Here is a 15,655-nt window from a genome sequence, read left to right as displayed (position 1 = left end):
CAGTCGCTGCTCACACATCGCGGCGAGGGTAGTACGTGGCATTCTCGAGAAGCCGGCGCAGCACCTCGACCGCTTCCTTCAGCACCTGCCGGTCCGCCGCCTCGAGCCGGGCCAATTGCGGTTCGATCACCGCGGCGCGGTCGGCCCGAACCGCGTTGAGCGTGCGGACCCCTTTGGCCGTGATGCGGACTCGGACCGCCCGTGCGTCCCCGGGGTCGACGCTTCGGCTGACCAGGCCGGCGTCCGCGAGCCGGCGCACCTGCGTGGTCATCGTCGGCTGCGAACAGTGGTCCACGGCCGCCAGGTCGCCGATTCGGGCTTCCCCGTGGGCTTCGATGCTGGCCAGCAGCCTGGCCTGCGCCGCAGGCAAGGGCATTTGGATGCGCTGGCTGGCCAGCCGGTTCAGCCGCGCGACCACGGCGAGGAGATCCGCTCCCAGCCCCGGCTGCGGTTCGGTGTTTGCGGCGTCAACGACTTCGGTGTGGTTGGCGGCGGATGCGTTCATGCGTCCATAGTTGCATAGCTTTGCTAAGCGAGACGTAACCCACGCGCCCGTGGCGCGAAAACCCGCAGCGCATGGTGTGGCGCGGGGACTTGGCGCCGCGGCCTGGCAGAATCGATAAAGTGACCGTTCCCAGACCATTCCGTGCGCGCCGTCGGGGTGGACCGCTGCGGCCGGTCGAATTGGCACAGGCCGCCGTGATGGGCGCGTTGTGCGCGGTGATCGCAATCATTTCCGTCATCGTCCCGTTCGCGGCGGGGCTGGCCTTGTTGGGCACCGTGCCCACCGGGCTGCTGGCCTACCGCTACCGGCTGCGCGTGCTGATGGCCGCGACGGCGGCCGCCGGGGTGATTGCCTTTCTGATCGCCGGGCTGGGCGGTTTCATGACCGTTGTCCACTGCGTCTACATCGGCGGCCTGACCGGATTCATCAAGCGCAGGGGCCGGGGCACACCCACGGTGATCGTCGCGTCCCTGATCGCCGGGGTCGCCTTCGGTGCCGCGTCGGTCGGCTCGCTGATGGTGATGACCCGGTTGCGGCACCTGATTTTCGAGGTCATGACCGCGAACGTGGACGGGCTCGCCGCGTTCATGGGCCGGGTGCATATGCAGGGGGCCGCCGCCGATTTGAAGCGCTACTTCGCCGACGCGCTGCACTACTGGCCATGGGTGTTGCTGGTCTATTTCACCGTCGGAGTCGTGATCGTGTCGTTGATCGGCTGGTGGGCGTTGTCCCGTGTGCTGGACCGGATGCGCGGTCTGCCCGATGTCCACAAACTGGAAGCTTGGGACGGGAGCGGGGCGGAGGAAGGCCCGGTCGGGCCGGTTCCGGTGCGGTTGGACAGGGTGCGTTTCCGCTACCCCGGTGCCAGTCAAGACGCGCTGCGCGAGGTCAGCCTGGAGGTCCGGCCCGGCGAACACGTCGCCATCACCGGGGCCAACGGCTCCGGGAAGACCACGCTGATGCTGATCTTGGCCGGCCGGGAACCCACGTCGGGGACCGTGGACCGCCCGGGCGCCGTGGGTCTGGGCAAGCTGGGCGGCACGGCCGTGGTCCTGCAGCACCCCGAAAGCCAGGTCCTGGGCACCCGGGTCGCCGACGACGTGGTCTGGGGCCTGCCGCCGGGCACCAATGTCGATGTGGGCCAACTACTTCGAGAGGTCGGCCTCGACGGGCTCGCCGAGCGCGACACCGGAAGCCTGTCCGGCGGCGAACTACAGCGCCTCGCGCTCGCGGCGGCGCTGGCCCGGGAGCCGGCGTTGCTCATCGCCGACGAGGTCACCACCATGGTCGACCAGCGGGGCCGGGATGCCTTGCTGGGCGTGCTATCCGGGCTCACCCAACGGCACCGGACCGCCCTGGTGCACATCACGCATTACAACAACGAAGCCGATTCCGCCGAGCGCACAATCGATCTCAGCGATTCACCGGATAACACCGGCATGGTGGAGACCACGGGCGCGCCCACGAGAACCACTGGAACCACAGCGGTCGATCACCGGTGCCACGCGCCGGTGATCGAACTTCTCGGCGTCGGCTACGAATACGGCAGCGGCACCCCATGGGCCAAGACGGCACTGCGCGACGTCACCTTCACCGTCGAGCAGGGTGACGGGGTGCTGATTTATGGCGGCAACGGTTCGGGCAAGTCGACGCTGGCGTGGATCATGGCCGGGCTGACGGTTCCGACGACCGGCTCCTGCCTGATGGACGGCCGGCCCACCCATGAGCAGGTCGGCGCCGTGGCGTTGTCGTTCCAGGCGGCGAGGCTGCAGTTGATGCGCAGCCGCGTCGACCTGGAAGTGGCCTCGGCGGCGGGCTTTTCGCCCCGCGACGAGGATCGCGTCGCCGCGGCGCTGCGTGTCGTCGGGCTGGATCCGACGCTGGCCAAGCGGCCGATCGATCAGCTCAGCGGCGGTCAGATGCGCCGCGTGGTGCTGGCCGGGCTGCTGGCGTGTTCGCCGCGCGCGTTGATCCTCGACGAGCCGCTGGCGGGGTTGGATGCCGCCAGCCAGCGCGGCCTGCTGCGGCTGCTGGAAGACCTGCGCCGCGAGCGGGGTCTGACGGTGGTGGTCATCTCGCATGACTTCGTCGGCCTGGAAGACCTGTGCCCGCGCACCCTGCATTTGCACAACGGCACGCTGGAACCTCTGGAATCAACGTCGGCCGCGGCGGGGGGTATGACGTGACCGCGACCTCGGCCCCGAGTGACGGCGCGACCCGACGCCCCTCCCGTCCGGTTGTGCTGCTGGTTCCGGTGCCCGGAACCTCGACCATCCACGATCTGTGGGCGGGCACCAAACTGCTGGTCGTTTTCGGTGTCTCGGTGCTGCTGACGTTCTACCCGGGGTGGGTGACGATCGGATCGGTGGCGGCCCTGGTGCTGGCGGCGGCCAGGATCGCCCGGATTCCGCGCGGCGTGCTGCCATCGGTACCGCGGTGGCTGTGGGTGGTTATCGCGTTGGGCGGTATCACGGCCGCGCTGGCCGGCGGCAGCCCAAAGGTCTCGATCGACGGGGTCGAGATCGGGCTCGGCGGAGGGTTGCACTTCCTGCGGATCACCGCGCTGTCGGTCGTGTTGCTCGGGCTCGGGGCGATGGTGTCCTGGACCACCAATGTCGCCGAAATAGGGCCCGCGCTGGCGACTTTGGGCCGACCCTTGCGACTGTTGCGGATCCCGGTCGACGAATGGGCGGTCGCGTTGGCGCTCGCACTGCGCGCCTTCCCGATGCTGCTCGACGAATTCCAGGTGCTCTACGCCGCCCGCCGGCTACGGCCCAAACGGATTCCGCAGAGTCGCAAGGCTCGCCGCCGGCGGCACGCCCTGGAGCTGATCGACCTGCTGGCCGCCGCCATCACGGTGACCCTGCGGCGCGCCGACGAGATGGGCGACGCGATCACCGCGCGCGGCGGCACGGGTCAGCTTTCCGCCAATCCCGCCCGGCCGAACCTGGCTGATTGGGTGACGCTCGCGGTCACCGTCGCGACCTGTGGCGCGGCGGTGGTGCTCGAGACGATATTGCACACCAGCGCTTAGTCCTTCGCGGGGAATGGCCCAGCGGGTGAGAGGGCCTGGCAGGGGTCTCTATCGGAGGGGGTTTGCTGTTCGATTCGGCATGGTCGAGCAAATGCGTGTTTGTGGTAACCCGCTGGTAGTTGCACCTTGAACTAAAATTCGGGGGGGGGGGTAACTACAGGCTTTTAAAAATATTTTTTAGCATTGGCTACTTCATTTCATATAGTTTGCGAGACGTGAAGTTTGTGGGACGAAGTTGGCCAAGCTCAACCGAACTCGCCCAAAACTCAGGTTGTTCTCAGCTACTTTCTGACCATCCGATTTTGACTCACCGATCAAAGGAGATGGTCGTGGACCTCGCAGCCCGCCCCCACATCACCGCCGTCGCATTGGCCACCGCCGGCGTCATCGCCGCGGCTCCGGTCGCCCAGCACCTACCTGAGCTGCGCCTGGCCCAACACCTGCGCCAGGTAAGCGTGTCCGATATCAACCTCACCGACGCGGCCAGCGGCGTGGTTGACCTGTTCTCCGGAGTGGAGAACGAACTCGCATCACTTGCCAGCGGCGCAAGCGTGGCTGCCGTGCCGGCGGCCACGGTCGGCGCCTTCGTCAACCCGATCACCAATTGGATCAACGTGCTCCAGACGGCGGCCAACAACATCGGCGTGCTGGGCCAGGACTGGCTCGCCGATCCCATGCCGTTGGCGTCGCAGGTCATGCTCAACCAGTTCGGCTACGGTTCGGCGTTGGCCACGGGGGTCAATGGCTTCAGCAACGGGTTTTTCAACACTTTGGCAAGCGCTGTGCCCACCGCCATGCAGACCGCGTGGACCGACCTCACCGCGGGTAACCTCTCCGGAGCGCTGAACACTTGGTTCACCGTTCTCAACAACGCCATATTAAGCGGTGGGTTTGGCATCATCCCCGCCCTGGCGATCCCCACCGAGATCACCACGAACCTTAACAACCTGGTCACAGAAGCCACGTCGTTTCAGGTTCTCCTCGACGCGTTTTTGGCTCCGGGTTTTGTCTATTTCAACGAGGGTGTGGCCGCGGCGTTTGTCGATAGCGCCCAGGGGGCGATCGATGCGGTGCAGGCGGGGAACCCGGTGGGTGCACTGAGCGCGATCGTCAACGCTCCCGCCAATATCACCGGCGACATCTTGAACGGGTTCACGTCGATTAGCGGCCACGTATATGACGGGGTACTGAGCACGAGTTTCCCCTACCAGGGCCTTGCGGAGACCTTCGGGATTGATTTTCCCCAAATGTTTGCTCAGTCGATTGGGGCGAAGGCCGGGCAAAATACGTCGAGTCTGATTCCGGGTGCGTTGAACACCTTCGGCAGCACAGTGCAGACCAGCCTCACCAATTTGTGGACCACCCTGACCGCCGATTTGGGCCAGATGTTCCCCAGCCTCAGTGGACTGACCTCAGTGCTGCAAAACATCCCATCGGCTTTGGCGCCGCTGGGATCGCTGGTGGGCAACCTCACGGGCCAGGTCGGGTCGATCTGGGGCAACATCGCAGGCCAGGTTGGGACGTTGCTGATCAACCTGCTCAAGTTGCTCTGAGTCCGCTGGTGGTCGCCGTTGCGAGCCGGTGACCAACCAATGGCGATTGGCCCCCTCCCAAGGAGGGGGCCAATCCGTCTTAGTGTGCTTCTCGACTGGCGTGTGCGGCACGGCGCGAGACCGACCAGCCGAGCCAGATCCTCACCCGCGTCAAGGACAATCTTGGCGATCGAATCGATCACCAAGACCTTCACCGTCGCTCTATTCGCGAACGGAGTGCTACATGTGAAAAGGGCGTGCGGCCGGTCGCTTTCGCGTAGCTTGAGCGGGTGGCCGACATTCACCGCACCCGCAGCATCGCGGCTCCCGTGCAGGAAATCTGGGACGTGCTTGCCGACTTCGGCGCGATCAGTTCGTGGGCCGGCAACGCCGACCACTCGTGCATCCTGCATTCCGGTGTCGACGGCGGACCCGTCGGCACCGCCCGGCGCGTTCAGGTCAAACGCGACGTCCTCGTCGAAACCATCACCGAGTTCGACCCGCCGCACGCGCTTGCCTACGACATCGAAGGCCTGCCCAGCCGGCTGCGCAGGGTGACCAACCGCTGGACGCTGCAACCGACCGCGGGCGACTCCACCGTGGTGACCCTGACCAGCACCGTCGAAATCGGGCCTCGCCCATACCAAAAGCTGGTCGAGCGCGTCCTGTGTCGCTTTGTGGCGCGACAGTCCGACTCGATGCTCGCCGGGCTCGCGAACCGATTGGAGAACGCCCGTGTCTGATCGCCCCGATGTCGTCATCGTGATGACCGACGAGGAGCGCGCGGTGCCGCCGTACGAGGCTCCCGACGTGCTCGCCTGGCGCGACCGAACGCTAGCCGGCCGCAAGTGGTTCGACGAACACGGCATCAGTTTCGCCCGGCACTACACCGGCTCGCTGGCCTGCGTGCCCAGCCGCCCAACGATTTTCACCGGTCACTACCCGGACCTGCACGGGGTCACCCAGACCGACGGCATCGGAAAGACGGCCGATGACTCCCGCATGCGCTGGCTGCGCCAGAACGAGGTGCCCACGCTGGGCAACTGGTTCCGCGCGGCCGGATACGACACCCACTACGACGGCAAATGGCACATCTCGCACGCCGACCTCACCGACCCCGCGACCGGCCGCCCGCTGGCGACCAACGACGACGACGGTGTGGTCGACCCCGCCGCGGTGCGCCGCTACCTGGACGCCGATCCGCTTGGGCCGTTTGGCTTTTCGGGATGGGTCGGCCCGGAACCGCACGGCGCGGCGCTGGCCAACGCCGGCGTTCGCCGCGACCCGCTGATCGCCGACCGGGTCGTCGCCTGGCTCACCGACCGCTACGCCCGCCGCCGCGCCGGCGACCCCGGCGCGCTGCGCCCGTTCCTGTTGGTGGCCAGCTTCGTCAACCCGCACGACATCGTGCTGTTCCCGACGTGGTCACTCCGCGGCCCGGTCAAGCCATCGCCCCTGGATCCGCCGCCGGTACCTCCGGCGCCCACCGCGGACGAGGATTTGTCGACCAAGCCGGCAGCCCAAATCGCGTTTCGCGAGACTTACTATTCCGGCTACGGCCCGGCGCCCGCGATCAGCCGAACCTACGACCGCAACGCCCAGCGCTACCGCGACCTCTACTACCGCCTGCACGCCGAGGTCGACGGGCCCATCGACCGCGTCCGGCGGGCCGTCACCGAGGGCTCCTCCGAGGCGGTGCTGGTGCGCACGGCCGACCATGGCGATCTGCTCGGCTCCCACGGCGGACTGCACCAGAAATGGTTCAACCTCTACGACGAGGCCACCCGCGTGCCCTTCGTCATCGCCCGCATCGGCGAGCGCCCGACGAAGCCGCGCGTCGTCACCGCGCCGACGTCGCACGTCGACCTGGTGCCGACCCTGCTCTCTGCGGCCGGCTTAGACGTGGGGGACCTCGCGGCCACGCTGGCCGAGTCGTTCTCGGAGGTCCACGAGCTGCCGGGCCGCGACCTCATGCCGATCGTCGACGGCGCACCCGCCGACGACACTCGGGCCGTCTACATCATGACCCGCGACAACATGCTCGAAGGCGACAGCGGCGCCTCGGGCCTGGCGCGCCGCCTCAAGCGGACGGTCAATCCGCCTGCGCCGCTGCGGATTAGGATTCCCGCGCATACCGCATCCAACTTCGAGGGACTGGTGGTCCGCGTCGACGACGTTCCCGGAGGCACCAGGCACCTGTGGAAGCTGGTCCGCACGTTCGACGATCCGGGAACCTGGACCGAACCCGGGGTGCGTCACCTGGCCGCTAACGGGCTTGGGGGAGAGGCCTACCGGACGTCCCCGCTCGACGACCAGTGGGAGCTCTACGACCTGACGGCCGATCCGATCGAGGCCGACAACCGTTGGACGGATCCGGATCTGCACGAGTTGCGCCAGCACCTGCGGACACAGCTCAAACACGCCCGGGCCAGCGCCATCCCCGAGCGAAACCGGCCGTGGCCCTATGCATCTCGCCGACCGCCGAGCCGGCAGCCGTCCGGGCTGGTGCGTCGGGTCAGGTCCGCATTCGGTCGATGAGGTTCGACAACACGACGATACTTTCGCTGCGTTCGATGTCGGCGCTGGACCGGATGCGCTCGAGGGCCGCCTCCAAGTGCCGCATGTCGCGGGCCAGCACGTGCAGGATCGCGTCCGACGTGCCGGTCACCGTCGCCGCGCTGACCACCTCGGGCATGTTCACCCAGGCCGCACGCAGCCGATCGGGCGCAATCGTGCCGTGGCAGAACACCTGCACATAGGCCTCCGTCTTCCAGCCGAGCGCATTGCGGTCGACAACCGTGGTAAAGCCCTTGATCACGCCGTTGTCGAGCATCCGGTCGACCCGGCGCTTCACCGCCGGCGCGGAAAGGTTCACCTTCTGGCCGATTTCGGCGAAGGTGGCGCGCGCGTGCTCGGTCAGCTCGGCGAGAATGCGCTCGTCGGTCTCATCGAGCCGGTCCATCGCTGCTCCTTGCGGTGATGCACAACAAATCGCCGTAGCTGCCATGCTAACGCAATAAATCGATAATAGACACGCAATAGCCGTCATTTGATTGTTTGAAGCATCCTAAATATCGTTGATTTATGACGGATTCCTACGTCGCTGCGGCATCGCACAAGCAAGGCGCCGAGAGCCGCACTCACCGGACCCGCCGGTACGCGATGACCCCGCCGGCCTTCTTCGCCGTCGAGTACGCGATCAATCCGTGGATGGACGTCACCACACCCGTCGACGTCCACGTCGCGCAAGCACAGTGGGATTCTTTGTACCGCACCTACCTACGGCTCGGGCACCACGTCGACGTGATCGAACCCGTGCCTGGGCTTCCGGACATGGTCTACACCGCCAACGCTGGATTCCTCGCGCACGACATCGCGATCGTCGCCAGGTTCCGATTCGCCGAACGCGCCGGCGAGTCGCGGGCCTACGCCGAGTGGATGTCGTCGCTTGGCTACCGGCCGGTGACCACCCGTCACGTCAACGAGGGACAGGGCGACCTGTTGATGGTCGGCGAAATGGTGCTGGCGGGCTATGGTTTTCGCACCGACCTGCGCGCACACGACGAAATCTCGGTGACGCTGGGCGTGCCGCTCGTCTCCTTAGCGTTGGTGGACCCGCGGTTCTATCACCTGGATACCGCGCTGGCCGTCCTCGACGATCACACGATTGCCTTCTATCCTCCGGCGTTCAGCCCGGCCGCGCGGGATCAGCTGCGTGCGCTGTTTCCGGACGCTATCGTGGTGGGCAGCGCCGACGCGTTCGTGCTCGGGCTCAACGTCGTTTCCGACGGCCTGCACGTCGTGCTTCCCGCCGCCGCAACGGGTTTCGCCGCACAGCTGCGTGAAGCCGGCTTCCAGCCCGTCGGCGTCGATCTGTCCGAGCTGCTCAAGGGCGGCGGTTCCGTCAAGTGCTGCACATTGGAGGTCTTCCCATGACATTGCTCGACATCCGAGACGGACGGGTCGCCGCCAACCGAACCGAGGCCGCCATTGCGCTGGCTGAAAGGCATGCGGCGCATAACTATTCGCCGCTACCCGTGGTGGCGGCCAGCGCCGAGGGTGCTTGGATCATCGATGTCGAAGGCCGCCGCTACCTCGATTGCCTGGCCGCCTACTCGGCGGTCAACTTCGGTCATCGCAACCCCGAGATCACCGCGACGGCCCACGCACAGCTGGACACCGTCACGCTGGTGAGCCGCGCCTTCCACTCCGACAATCTCGGACCGTTCTGCGCCGCGCTCGCCCAATTGTGCGGCAAAGACATGGTGCTGCCGATGAACTCGGGCGCCGAGGCCGTGGAAAGCGGCCTCAAAGTCGCCCGCAAGTGGGGCGCCGACGTCAAAGGCGTTCCCGCGGGCCGGGCCAACATCATCGTGGCCGACAACAACTTTCATGGCCGCACGATCAGCATCGTCAGCTTCTCCTCGGACCCGGCGGCGCGGGACGGCTTCGGGCCGTTCACCCCGGGATTCCGCTCGGTGCCGTTCGGCGACGCCACGGCGCTGGCGCGGGCGATCGACGACAACACGGTGGCGGTGCTGCTGGAGCCGATCCAGGGCGAGGCGGGCATCATCGTCCCGCCCGACGACTACCTGCCGGCCGTCCGCGCGCTGTGCAGCGAGCGCAACGTGCTCATGATCGCCGACGAGATCCAGTCGGGCCTGGCCCGCACCGGTTACACGTTCGCCTGTGATCGCTGGGGCGTGGTGCCGGACGTCTACCTGCTCGGCAAGGCGCTGGGCGGCGGCGTCGTTCCGCTGTCGGCGGTGGTCGCCGACCGCGACATCCTGGGTGTGCTGCATCCCGGCGAACACGGCTCGACCTTCGGCGGCAACCCGCTGGCGGCGGCGATCGGCACCACGGTGGTCGCGATGCTGGCGCGGGGCGAATTCCAGGCCCGCTCGGCGAGATTGGGCGCCCACCTGCACCGTCGCCTGCGGGCGCTGATCGGCGACGGTGTGGTGGCGGTGCGTGGCCTCGGATTGTGGGCCGGCGTCGACATCGAACCGACGCTGGGCACCGGCAAACAGATGAGCCTGCGGCTGGCCCACCGCGGTGTGCTGGTGAAGGACACCCACGGTTCGACGCTGCGGTTCGCGCCGCCGCTGGCGATCACCGAGCAGGAGATCGACTGGGCGGTGGCCCAGTTCGCCGCCGTGCTGCGGGAGGCTGCCTCATAATCAGCTGATCCCGTAACAGGAGGCGCAATTTGCGAGCCACGTCGATCGGCCTGAGACAGCAGATGCTGCGGCGCCGCCCGGTGCTGGACGCCCCGGTGGCGCGCGGCGCGTCGGAGCATCTCAAGCCCAGCTTCGGCGCGTTCCAACTGACCATGTTCGGCGTCGGTTCGACGATCGGCACCGGTATCTTCTTCGTGTTGTCGCAGGCGGTGCCGGAAGCCGGTCCCGCGGTGATCGTCGCGTTCGTCATCGCCGGTATCGCGGCTGGGCTGGCGGCGATGTGCTACGCCGAATTGGCGTCGGCCGTGCCGGTCTCGGGTTCGTCGTACTCGTATGCATACGCGACAATGGGTGAGGCCGTCGCGATGGTGGTGGCGGCCTGCCTGCTGTTGGAATACGGCGTGGCCACCGCCGCGGTCGCGGTCGGCTGGAGCGGCTACCTCAACAAGCTGCTGAGCAATCTGTTCGGTTTTCAGTTTTCGCATGCGTTGTCGGCCGCACCGTGGGACAAGCAGCCGGGTTACCTGAACCTGCCGGCGATCATCCTGATCGGACTGTGCGCGCTGCTGCTCAGCCGCGGAGCCAGTGAATCGGCGACGATCAATGCGATCATGGTGCTGGTCAAGCTCGCCGTCCTGGGCATGTTCGTGATCATCGCTTTCAGCGCCTACAACGCCGACCACCTCAGGGATTTCGCCCCGTTCGGCGTTGCCGGCATCGGCTCGGCGGCGGGCACCATCTTCTTCTCCTACATCGGCCTGGACGCGGTATCCACCGCGGGCGAGGAGGTGAAGGACCCCCACAAGTCCATGCCGCGCGCAATCGTCGCGTCGTTGGTCATCGTCACCAGCGTCTACGCACTGGTAGCCTTCGCGGCGCTGGGCACGCAGCCATGGCAGGACTTTGAACAACAGGAACAGGCCGGGCTGGCCACGATTCTCGACAACGTCACACATGCGGAGTGGGCCAGCACAATTCTGGCCGCGGGCGCGGTGATCTCGATCTTCACCGTCACGCTGGTCACCATGTACGGCCAGACCCGCATCCTGTTCGCGATGGGTCGCGATGGGCTGCTGCCCGCACAGTTCGCGGCGGTGAGTCCGCGCACGATGACCCCGGTCAACAACACGGTGATCGTCGCGGTCGCCGCGTCGCTGCTGGCCGCCCTCGTTCCGCTCGAGAAGCTGGCCGACTTGGTGTCCATCGGCACTCTCATCGCGTTCATCGTCGTATCCGTCGGGGTGATCGTCCTGCGCGTCCGCGAGCCGGAGCTGCCGCGCGCGTTCCGGGTGCCCGGTTATCCCGTGACGCCCATCTGTTCGGTGCTGGCATGTGGATACATCCTGTCCGGCCAGCGTTGGTACACCTGGGCGGCGTTTGCCGGTTGGATCGCCTTGGCGCTGTGCTACTACCTGTTGTGGGGCCGGCGCCATAGCGCACTCAACGATTCGTCCGGGGAGTTGGTGTGACCGTCGTCGTCGGCTACCGGGCCGGCAACGTCGGCCTGACGGGGTTGCACCTGGCGGTACGCGTCGCGCGGACGCTCGGCACGTCGCTCACGGTGGCGACGATCGTGCCCAAGCCGTGGCTGACACCGTCGTTCGCCCGTGTCGACGCCGAGTACGAGGACTGGGCGGACCATCTCGCCGCGGACTCGGCGGCCGAGGCCGCGCGGTTTCTGCACGATTTGGTCGACGGGGTCGAGGTCACCTACCTCCATCGCGCCCACCACTCGGTGCCCGGTGGATTGATCGAGGTGGTCGAGGAGGCCGGCGCCGACGTCCTGGTGTTGGGGTCATTGCCCAGCGGTGGTCCCGGGCTGGTGGTGATCGGTACGACGGCCGACGGGCTGCTGCACGCGTCGCCCGTGCCGGTGGCCATCAGCCCCCGCGAATATCATTCGCACACAGGCAAACTGACACGGCTCACCTGCGCCTACTCGGCTACCCCGGACTCGATCGACGTGGTGAGGCGGTGTTCGGAGACCGCCGCCCGATTCGGGCTGCCGATGCGGGTGATTACCTTCGCGGTCCGGGGCAAGACGATGTATCCGCCGCAGGTGGGGCTCGACGTCGAGGATGAGGTACTGCGGGCCTGGGCGTCGCAAGCGCGAGAAGCCTTGGAAAATCTGAAGACCGACGGGATAGTCGGTGAAGACGTTGTCCTGGAAGTGGTTACCGGCCGTAGCTGGAAAGAGGCGCTTGACAAGACGGATTGGCAGGACGGTGAGATCCTGGCTTTGGGCACCCGACCGCGCGGCGACGTCAGCAGGGTATTCCTCGGATCGCGCAGCGCCAAGATCCTCAGCGAGAGTCCGGTGCCGGTGCTGGTGCTACCCGGCTAGCGTCGATCAGCGCTGCGCGGCGGCGTTGGCGGCCGCCTGAGCCCGCTTCAGGGTCGCCGCGACATCGCCTCGGCCCAGGAACATTTCGTCGAAGTAGCTTTGCAGGGCCGTGTACCCAGCGGCGAAACCGACGCCGCCCGGAGCCGGAATGCGCGGGCCGTTCAGCACCGAGAAGAAGGGTGTGACGTCGACGCCCCTGGCGGCCCAGTAGTCGAAGTAGACCGGCTGAGCCGAGAGCACCGCGGGGATGGCCGCACCCTGGCGGCCCAGGTAGGCGTTGCCCTCCCTGCTGCCCATCCAGGCCAAGACCTGACGCACCGCGTCCGGGTGTTTTGTCGCCGAATTACCCGCCGCGGCAATGCCATTGGTGACGCTCACCCGACCCACCGGGCCCGCGGGCATCATCGCCACACCCCAGTGGAAGCGGGCATCGCGGGCCACCGGCGCCAGGTCGTAGGTGCCGGACTGGAAGAGCGCCATCCTGCCGGCCAGGAACTGGTTGCGGGAGAAGTCGCCGTTGTCGTTGGTGTCCGCGGCCGGCGGCGTGACGTGGTCGTCGTTGATCAAACCAACCAGATAGCGGAATGCTCGCACCGCCGCGGGATTGTCGAACGCGAACTCGTCGCCGCGCTGGAACACCCCGCCGGCCGAGCCGATGTAGTTGAGGTAGATCCCCTGGGGGTCGTTGGCCGCGTTGTATCCCCATTGGCGTACCCGTCCGGCATCGAAACGTGGTGTGCCCGCGGTGTTTCCGTCAGCATCGACGGTCAACCGAGCCAGCAGCGGACGCAACGTGTCGCCGCCGTCGGGGTTCCACCGCAGGCCGTTCAGCTGGGAGGGATCAATGCCCGCCGCCGCGAGCAGGTCGGCGTTGTAGAACACGGCGATGCCGGCGTCGGTCAGTTGCGGCACCCCCCACACCACGCCGCCGCGGGTGAATTGGTCCACCACCGCCGGCTCCCACGCCGAGGCCGCGTCCGGGCCCAGGGTCTTGCCGACGTTCAGCAACCGGCCGCTGTCGGCATAGGCGGCAAGGTAGGCGTTGGACAGCCAGAAGATGTCGTCGGCGCTGCCGCCGGCCACGTCGGTGCGCAGGGTGTTGAAGTATGTCGAGTAGGCCACCATGTTGATGTGCACCTGGATAGCGGGATGTGCGCGGGTGAATGCCTCGAACGATTGCCGATATGCCGCGGCGATCTGGTCGGCCCAGATACGCACGGTCACAACGATCTTGCCACCGTGGGGTTGGCCGGAGTAGTCCAACAGCACCGCGGCCGTGGCCAACAGCACCGTGACGAGCGCCAGCGCTGCAGCGACCAGCGTGGAAAAGCGCGGCCGGGTCACTTCAGCCCCGAGACCACGATCGACGCGACGATGTGGCGTTGGAAGACCACGAACAGCGCGATCAGCGGCACGATCGCGACCGTCGTCGCCGCCATCACCAACGTCCACTGGGAGTTGAACCGTGATTGCAGATCGGCCGTGGCCACCGTGAGCACTCGCCACTTGTGGCCGCTGGTGATCACCAGCGGCCACATGAAGTTGTTCCATTGCGAGACCACGGTGATCAGCGTCAAGGCGGCCAGGACCGGGCGGCTGGACGGGATCACCACGTGCACGATCACGTCCAACGTGTTGGCGCCGTCGAGGCGCGCGGCGTTGATCAAGTCGTTCGGGATGATCCGAAAGTGCTCGCGCAGCAGGAAAATCGCATATGGCGAGCCGAACATGAACGGCAGCACCAGCGCCCAGAACGTGTTGCGCAGACCCAGCTGGGCCATCATCAGATACATTGGCACCACCGTGACCGTGCCCGGCACCATGAGCGTCGCGATGTAGACCCAGAACAGCGGATCGCGTCCGGGAAACCGCAAGCGCGCGAACGCGTATCCGGCCAGCACCGAAAAGGTCAGCTGGCCCACCAGGATCACCGCCGTCATCAACGCCGTCACCGCAGCCGCGCGGCCGAACCCGGCGCCGCCCAGGTCGGCATAGTTGGCCAGCGTGGGCGGCCGCGGCCACTGCAGCGGCGTACCCGTCACGAACTGGTGCGCCGACGTGAACGACGTCAGTAGCCCAAGCCCGAACGGCGCCAACGTGATCAGCGCCCCGAGCGTCAGCCCGGCGTAGATCGCGGTGTTGGCCCCGAGGCGGCTAGGTGAGGTCATAACTGATCCGCCGCCGGAAATACAGATGCTGAACGACGGTGACGCCGATCAGGATGACGAACAGCACGACCGCCATGACCGCGGCCCGTCCGATCGCCGCCGAACCGAAGGCCTCGGCGTAGATGCGGTGCGCCACCAGATCGGTGCTGCCGGCCGGTCCGCCGCCGGTCAGCGCGTAGACGGTATCGAAAACCTGTGCCGTGCTGACGATCCCGGTCACCAGAACGAAGAACATCGTCGGCCGCAGCATGGGCAGGGTGATGCGCCAGAACCGCTGCCAGGCGGTGGCGCCATCGGTGCGCGCGGCGGCGTGAATATCGTCGGGGATGGCCAGCAGGCCCGCCAGAAACGACAGCGAGACGTAGCCGACGTTGGTCCAGACGACGACGGCCGAAACCAGCGGCAGCGCCAGGCTGGGATCGGAAAGCCACCCGATGCTATGTCCCAGCACGGCGCTGACGGCGCCGTCGGTCGGAGCCAGGATCCAGCGCCACAGCACCGCGATGGCCAGCGGCGCGCAGATCCACGGCAGCACGTACAGGGTGCGAAACAGGCCGGTGGCGGGGAGCTGGCGGGCCAACATCGATGCGGCCAGCAGCCCCAGCACCGTCTGCGCGGGGACCACGATCGCCACGAAGGCGGCCGTGACAATCAGCGAGTTGCCGAACCCCGAGTCGGCCAGCACCGACCGCCAGTTGGCCAGGCCCACATAGTGCAGCGGGCCCAGCAGGTCCCACCGGTACAGGCTGAGCCAGACCACGACGAGGATGGGCAGCAGCAAAAAGGCGACCACGCCGAACAGGCTGGGTGCCAGCAGCGCATAGCCCAGCGCGGTCGATCGGCGGGGCGCGTCGTGCATGGGTGTATTAAAGCCGGGCGGTCACAGTGGACC

General features: G+C 67.0%; 14 protein-coding genes. 9 read left to right on the top strand and 5 right to left on the bottom strand.

Features of this window, described 5'->3' with window-relative positions:
- Positions 1-10: 10 nt before the first annotated feature.
- The gene (locus K3U93_RS15415; RefSeq protein ID WP_083010437.1) at positions 11-505 is read right to left on the bottom strand and encodes a MarR family winged helix-turn-helix transcriptional regulator; all 495 of its coding nucleotides are present in this window, start codon (positions 503-505) and stop codon (positions 11-13) included.
- A gap of 119 nt (positions 506-624) precedes the next feature.
- Between K3U93_RS15415 and K3U93_RS15410 the strand changes: the two genes are divergently transcribed.
- From K3U93_RS15410 to K3U93_RS15390, 5 genes are all read left to right on the top strand, one after another.
- Positions 625-2,691: an ATP-binding cassette domain-containing protein gene (locus tag K3U93_RS15410; RefSeq protein ID WP_083010438.1), complete on the top strand. Its 2,067-nt coding sequence runs from the start codon at positions 625-627 to the stop codon at positions 2,689-2,691.
- Positions 2,688-3,539, top strand: a complete 852-nt coding sequence (locus K3U93_RS15405) for a CbiQ family ECF transporter T component (protein WP_071511913.1) — start codon at positions 2,688-2,690, stop codon at positions 3,537-3,539. Before K3U93_RS15410 ends, K3U93_RS15405 begins: the two co-directional genes overlap by 4 nt.
- Positions 3,540-3,868: 329 nt before the next feature.
- The gene (locus tag K3U93_RS15400; protein WP_139796912.1) at positions 3,869-5,092 is read left to right on the top strand and encodes a hypothetical protein; all 1,224 of its coding nucleotides are present in this window, start codon (positions 3,869-3,871) and stop codon (positions 5,090-5,092) included.
- A gap of 269 nt (positions 5,093-5,361) precedes the next feature.
- On the top strand, positions 5,362-5,814 hold the full coding sequence (locus K3U93_RS15395; protein WP_071511915.1) for an SRPBCC family protein: 453 nt from the start codon (positions 5,362-5,364) through the stop codon (positions 5,812-5,814).
- Entirely contained in the window at positions 5,807-7,609 is a 1,803-nt protein-coding gene (locus K3U93_RS15390; RefSeq protein ID WP_083010440.1) for a sulfatase-like hydrolase/transferase, read from the top strand. Before K3U93_RS15395 ends, K3U93_RS15390 begins: the two co-directional genes overlap by 8 nt.
- On the opposite strand, the gene K3U93_RS15385 is transcribed toward K3U93_RS15390, so the two are convergent.
- Positions 7,587-8,033 (bottom strand): Rv2324 family transcriptional regulator, encoded by a 447-nt coding sequence (locus tag K3U93_RS15385; RefSeq protein ID WP_083010441.1) that lies wholly within the window; start codon positions 8,031-8,033, stop codon positions 7,587-7,589. The two genes, K3U93_RS15390 and K3U93_RS15385, sit on opposite strands and share 23 nt — an antisense overlap.
- A gap of 122 nt (positions 8,034-8,155) precedes the next feature.
- Here K3U93_RS15385 and ddaH point away from each other — a divergent pair, with 122 nt between their 5' ends.
- From ddaH to K3U93_RS15365, 4 genes are all read left to right on the top strand, one after another.
- Positions 8,156-9,007: a dimethylargininase gene (ddaH, locus tag K3U93_RS15380; RefSeq protein ID WP_083010442.1), complete on the top strand. Its 852-nt coding sequence runs from the start codon at positions 8,156-8,158 to the stop codon at positions 9,005-9,007.
- Positions 9,004-10,251 (top strand): ornithine--oxo-acid transaminase, encoded by a 1,248-nt coding sequence (gene rocD / locus K3U93_RS15375; RefSeq protein WP_083010443.1) that lies wholly within the window; start codon positions 9,004-9,006, stop codon positions 10,249-10,251. Before ddaH ends, rocD begins: the two co-directional genes overlap by 4 nt.
- Before the next feature lie 62 nt (positions 10,252-10,313).
- On the top strand, positions 10,314-11,720 hold the full coding sequence (locus tag K3U93_RS15370) for an amino acid permease (protein WP_420915417.1): 1,407 nt from the start codon (positions 10,314-10,316) through the stop codon (positions 11,718-11,720).
- Positions 11,717-12,595, top strand: coding sequence for a universal stress protein (locus tag K3U93_RS15365; protein WP_083010445.1), 879 nt, complete (start codon positions 11,717-11,719; stop codon positions 12,593-12,595). Before K3U93_RS15370 ends, K3U93_RS15365 begins: the two co-directional genes overlap by 4 nt.
- A 6-nt stretch (positions 12,596-12,601) precedes the next feature.
- Here K3U93_RS15365 and K3U93_RS15360 read toward each other — a convergent pair whose 3' ends face one another.
- From K3U93_RS15360 to K3U93_RS15350, 3 genes are read right to left on the bottom strand one after another with little or no spacing between them, the layout of a single operon-like run.
- Positions 12,602-13,939: an ABC transporter substrate-binding protein gene (locus tag K3U93_RS15360; RefSeq protein WP_083010446.1), complete on the bottom strand. Its 1,338-nt coding sequence runs from the start codon at positions 13,937-13,939 to the stop codon at positions 12,602-12,604.
- Positions 13,936-14,763: a carbohydrate ABC transporter permease gene (locus tag K3U93_RS15355; protein ID WP_083010447.1), complete on the bottom strand. Its 828-nt coding sequence runs from the start codon at positions 14,761-14,763 to the stop codon at positions 13,936-13,938. Before K3U93_RS15355 ends, K3U93_RS15360 begins: the two co-directional genes overlap by 4 nt.
- Positions 14,750-15,622: a carbohydrate ABC transporter permease gene (locus K3U93_RS15350; protein ID WP_071511924.1), complete on the bottom strand. Its 873-nt coding sequence runs from the start codon at positions 15,620-15,622 to the stop codon at positions 14,750-14,752. Before K3U93_RS15350 ends, K3U93_RS15355 begins: the two co-directional genes overlap by 14 nt.
- Between the last annotated feature and the right edge of the window lie 33 nt (positions 15,623-15,655).

The organism is Mycobacterium malmoense, assembly GCF_019645855.1.
Taxonomy (GTDB): domain Bacteria; phylum Actinomycetota; class Actinomycetes; order Mycobacteriales; family Mycobacteriaceae; genus Mycobacterium; species Mycobacterium malmoense.
Note: the sequence above shows the minus strand (reverse complement) of the source record. Positions and strands in the feature narration are given on the sequence as shown.

Excerpts from the sequence above, each read along its gene's own strand:
- K3U93_RS15415 (WP_083010437.1), bottom strand. The coding sequence starts at position 505 with ATGAACGCATCCGCCGCCAACCACACCGAAGTCGTTGACGCCGCAAAC.
- K3U93_RS15385 (WP_083010441.1), bottom strand. The coding sequence starts at position 8,033 with ATGGACCGGCTCGATGAGACCGACGAGCGCATTCTCGCCGAGCTGACC.
- ddaH (WP_083010442.1), top strand. The coding sequence starts at position 8,156 with ATGACGGATTCCTACGTCGCTGCGGCATCGCACAAGCAAGGCGCCGAG.
- rocD (WP_083010443.1), top strand. The coding sequence starts at position 9,004 with ATGACATTGCTCGACATCCGAGACGGACGGGTCGCCGCCAACCGAACC.
- K3U93_RS15370 (WP_420915417.1), top strand. The coding sequence starts at position 10,314 with ATGCTGCGGCGCCGCCCGGTGCTGGACGCCCCGGTGGCGCGCGGCGCG.
- K3U93_RS15355 (WP_083010447.1), bottom strand. The coding sequence starts at position 14,763 with ATGACCTCACCTAGCCGCCTCGGGGCCAACACCGCGATCTACGCCGGG.
- K3U93_RS15350 (WP_071511924.1), bottom strand. The coding sequence starts at position 15,622 with ATGCACGACGCGCCCCGCCGATCGACCGCGCTGGGCTATGCGCTGCTG.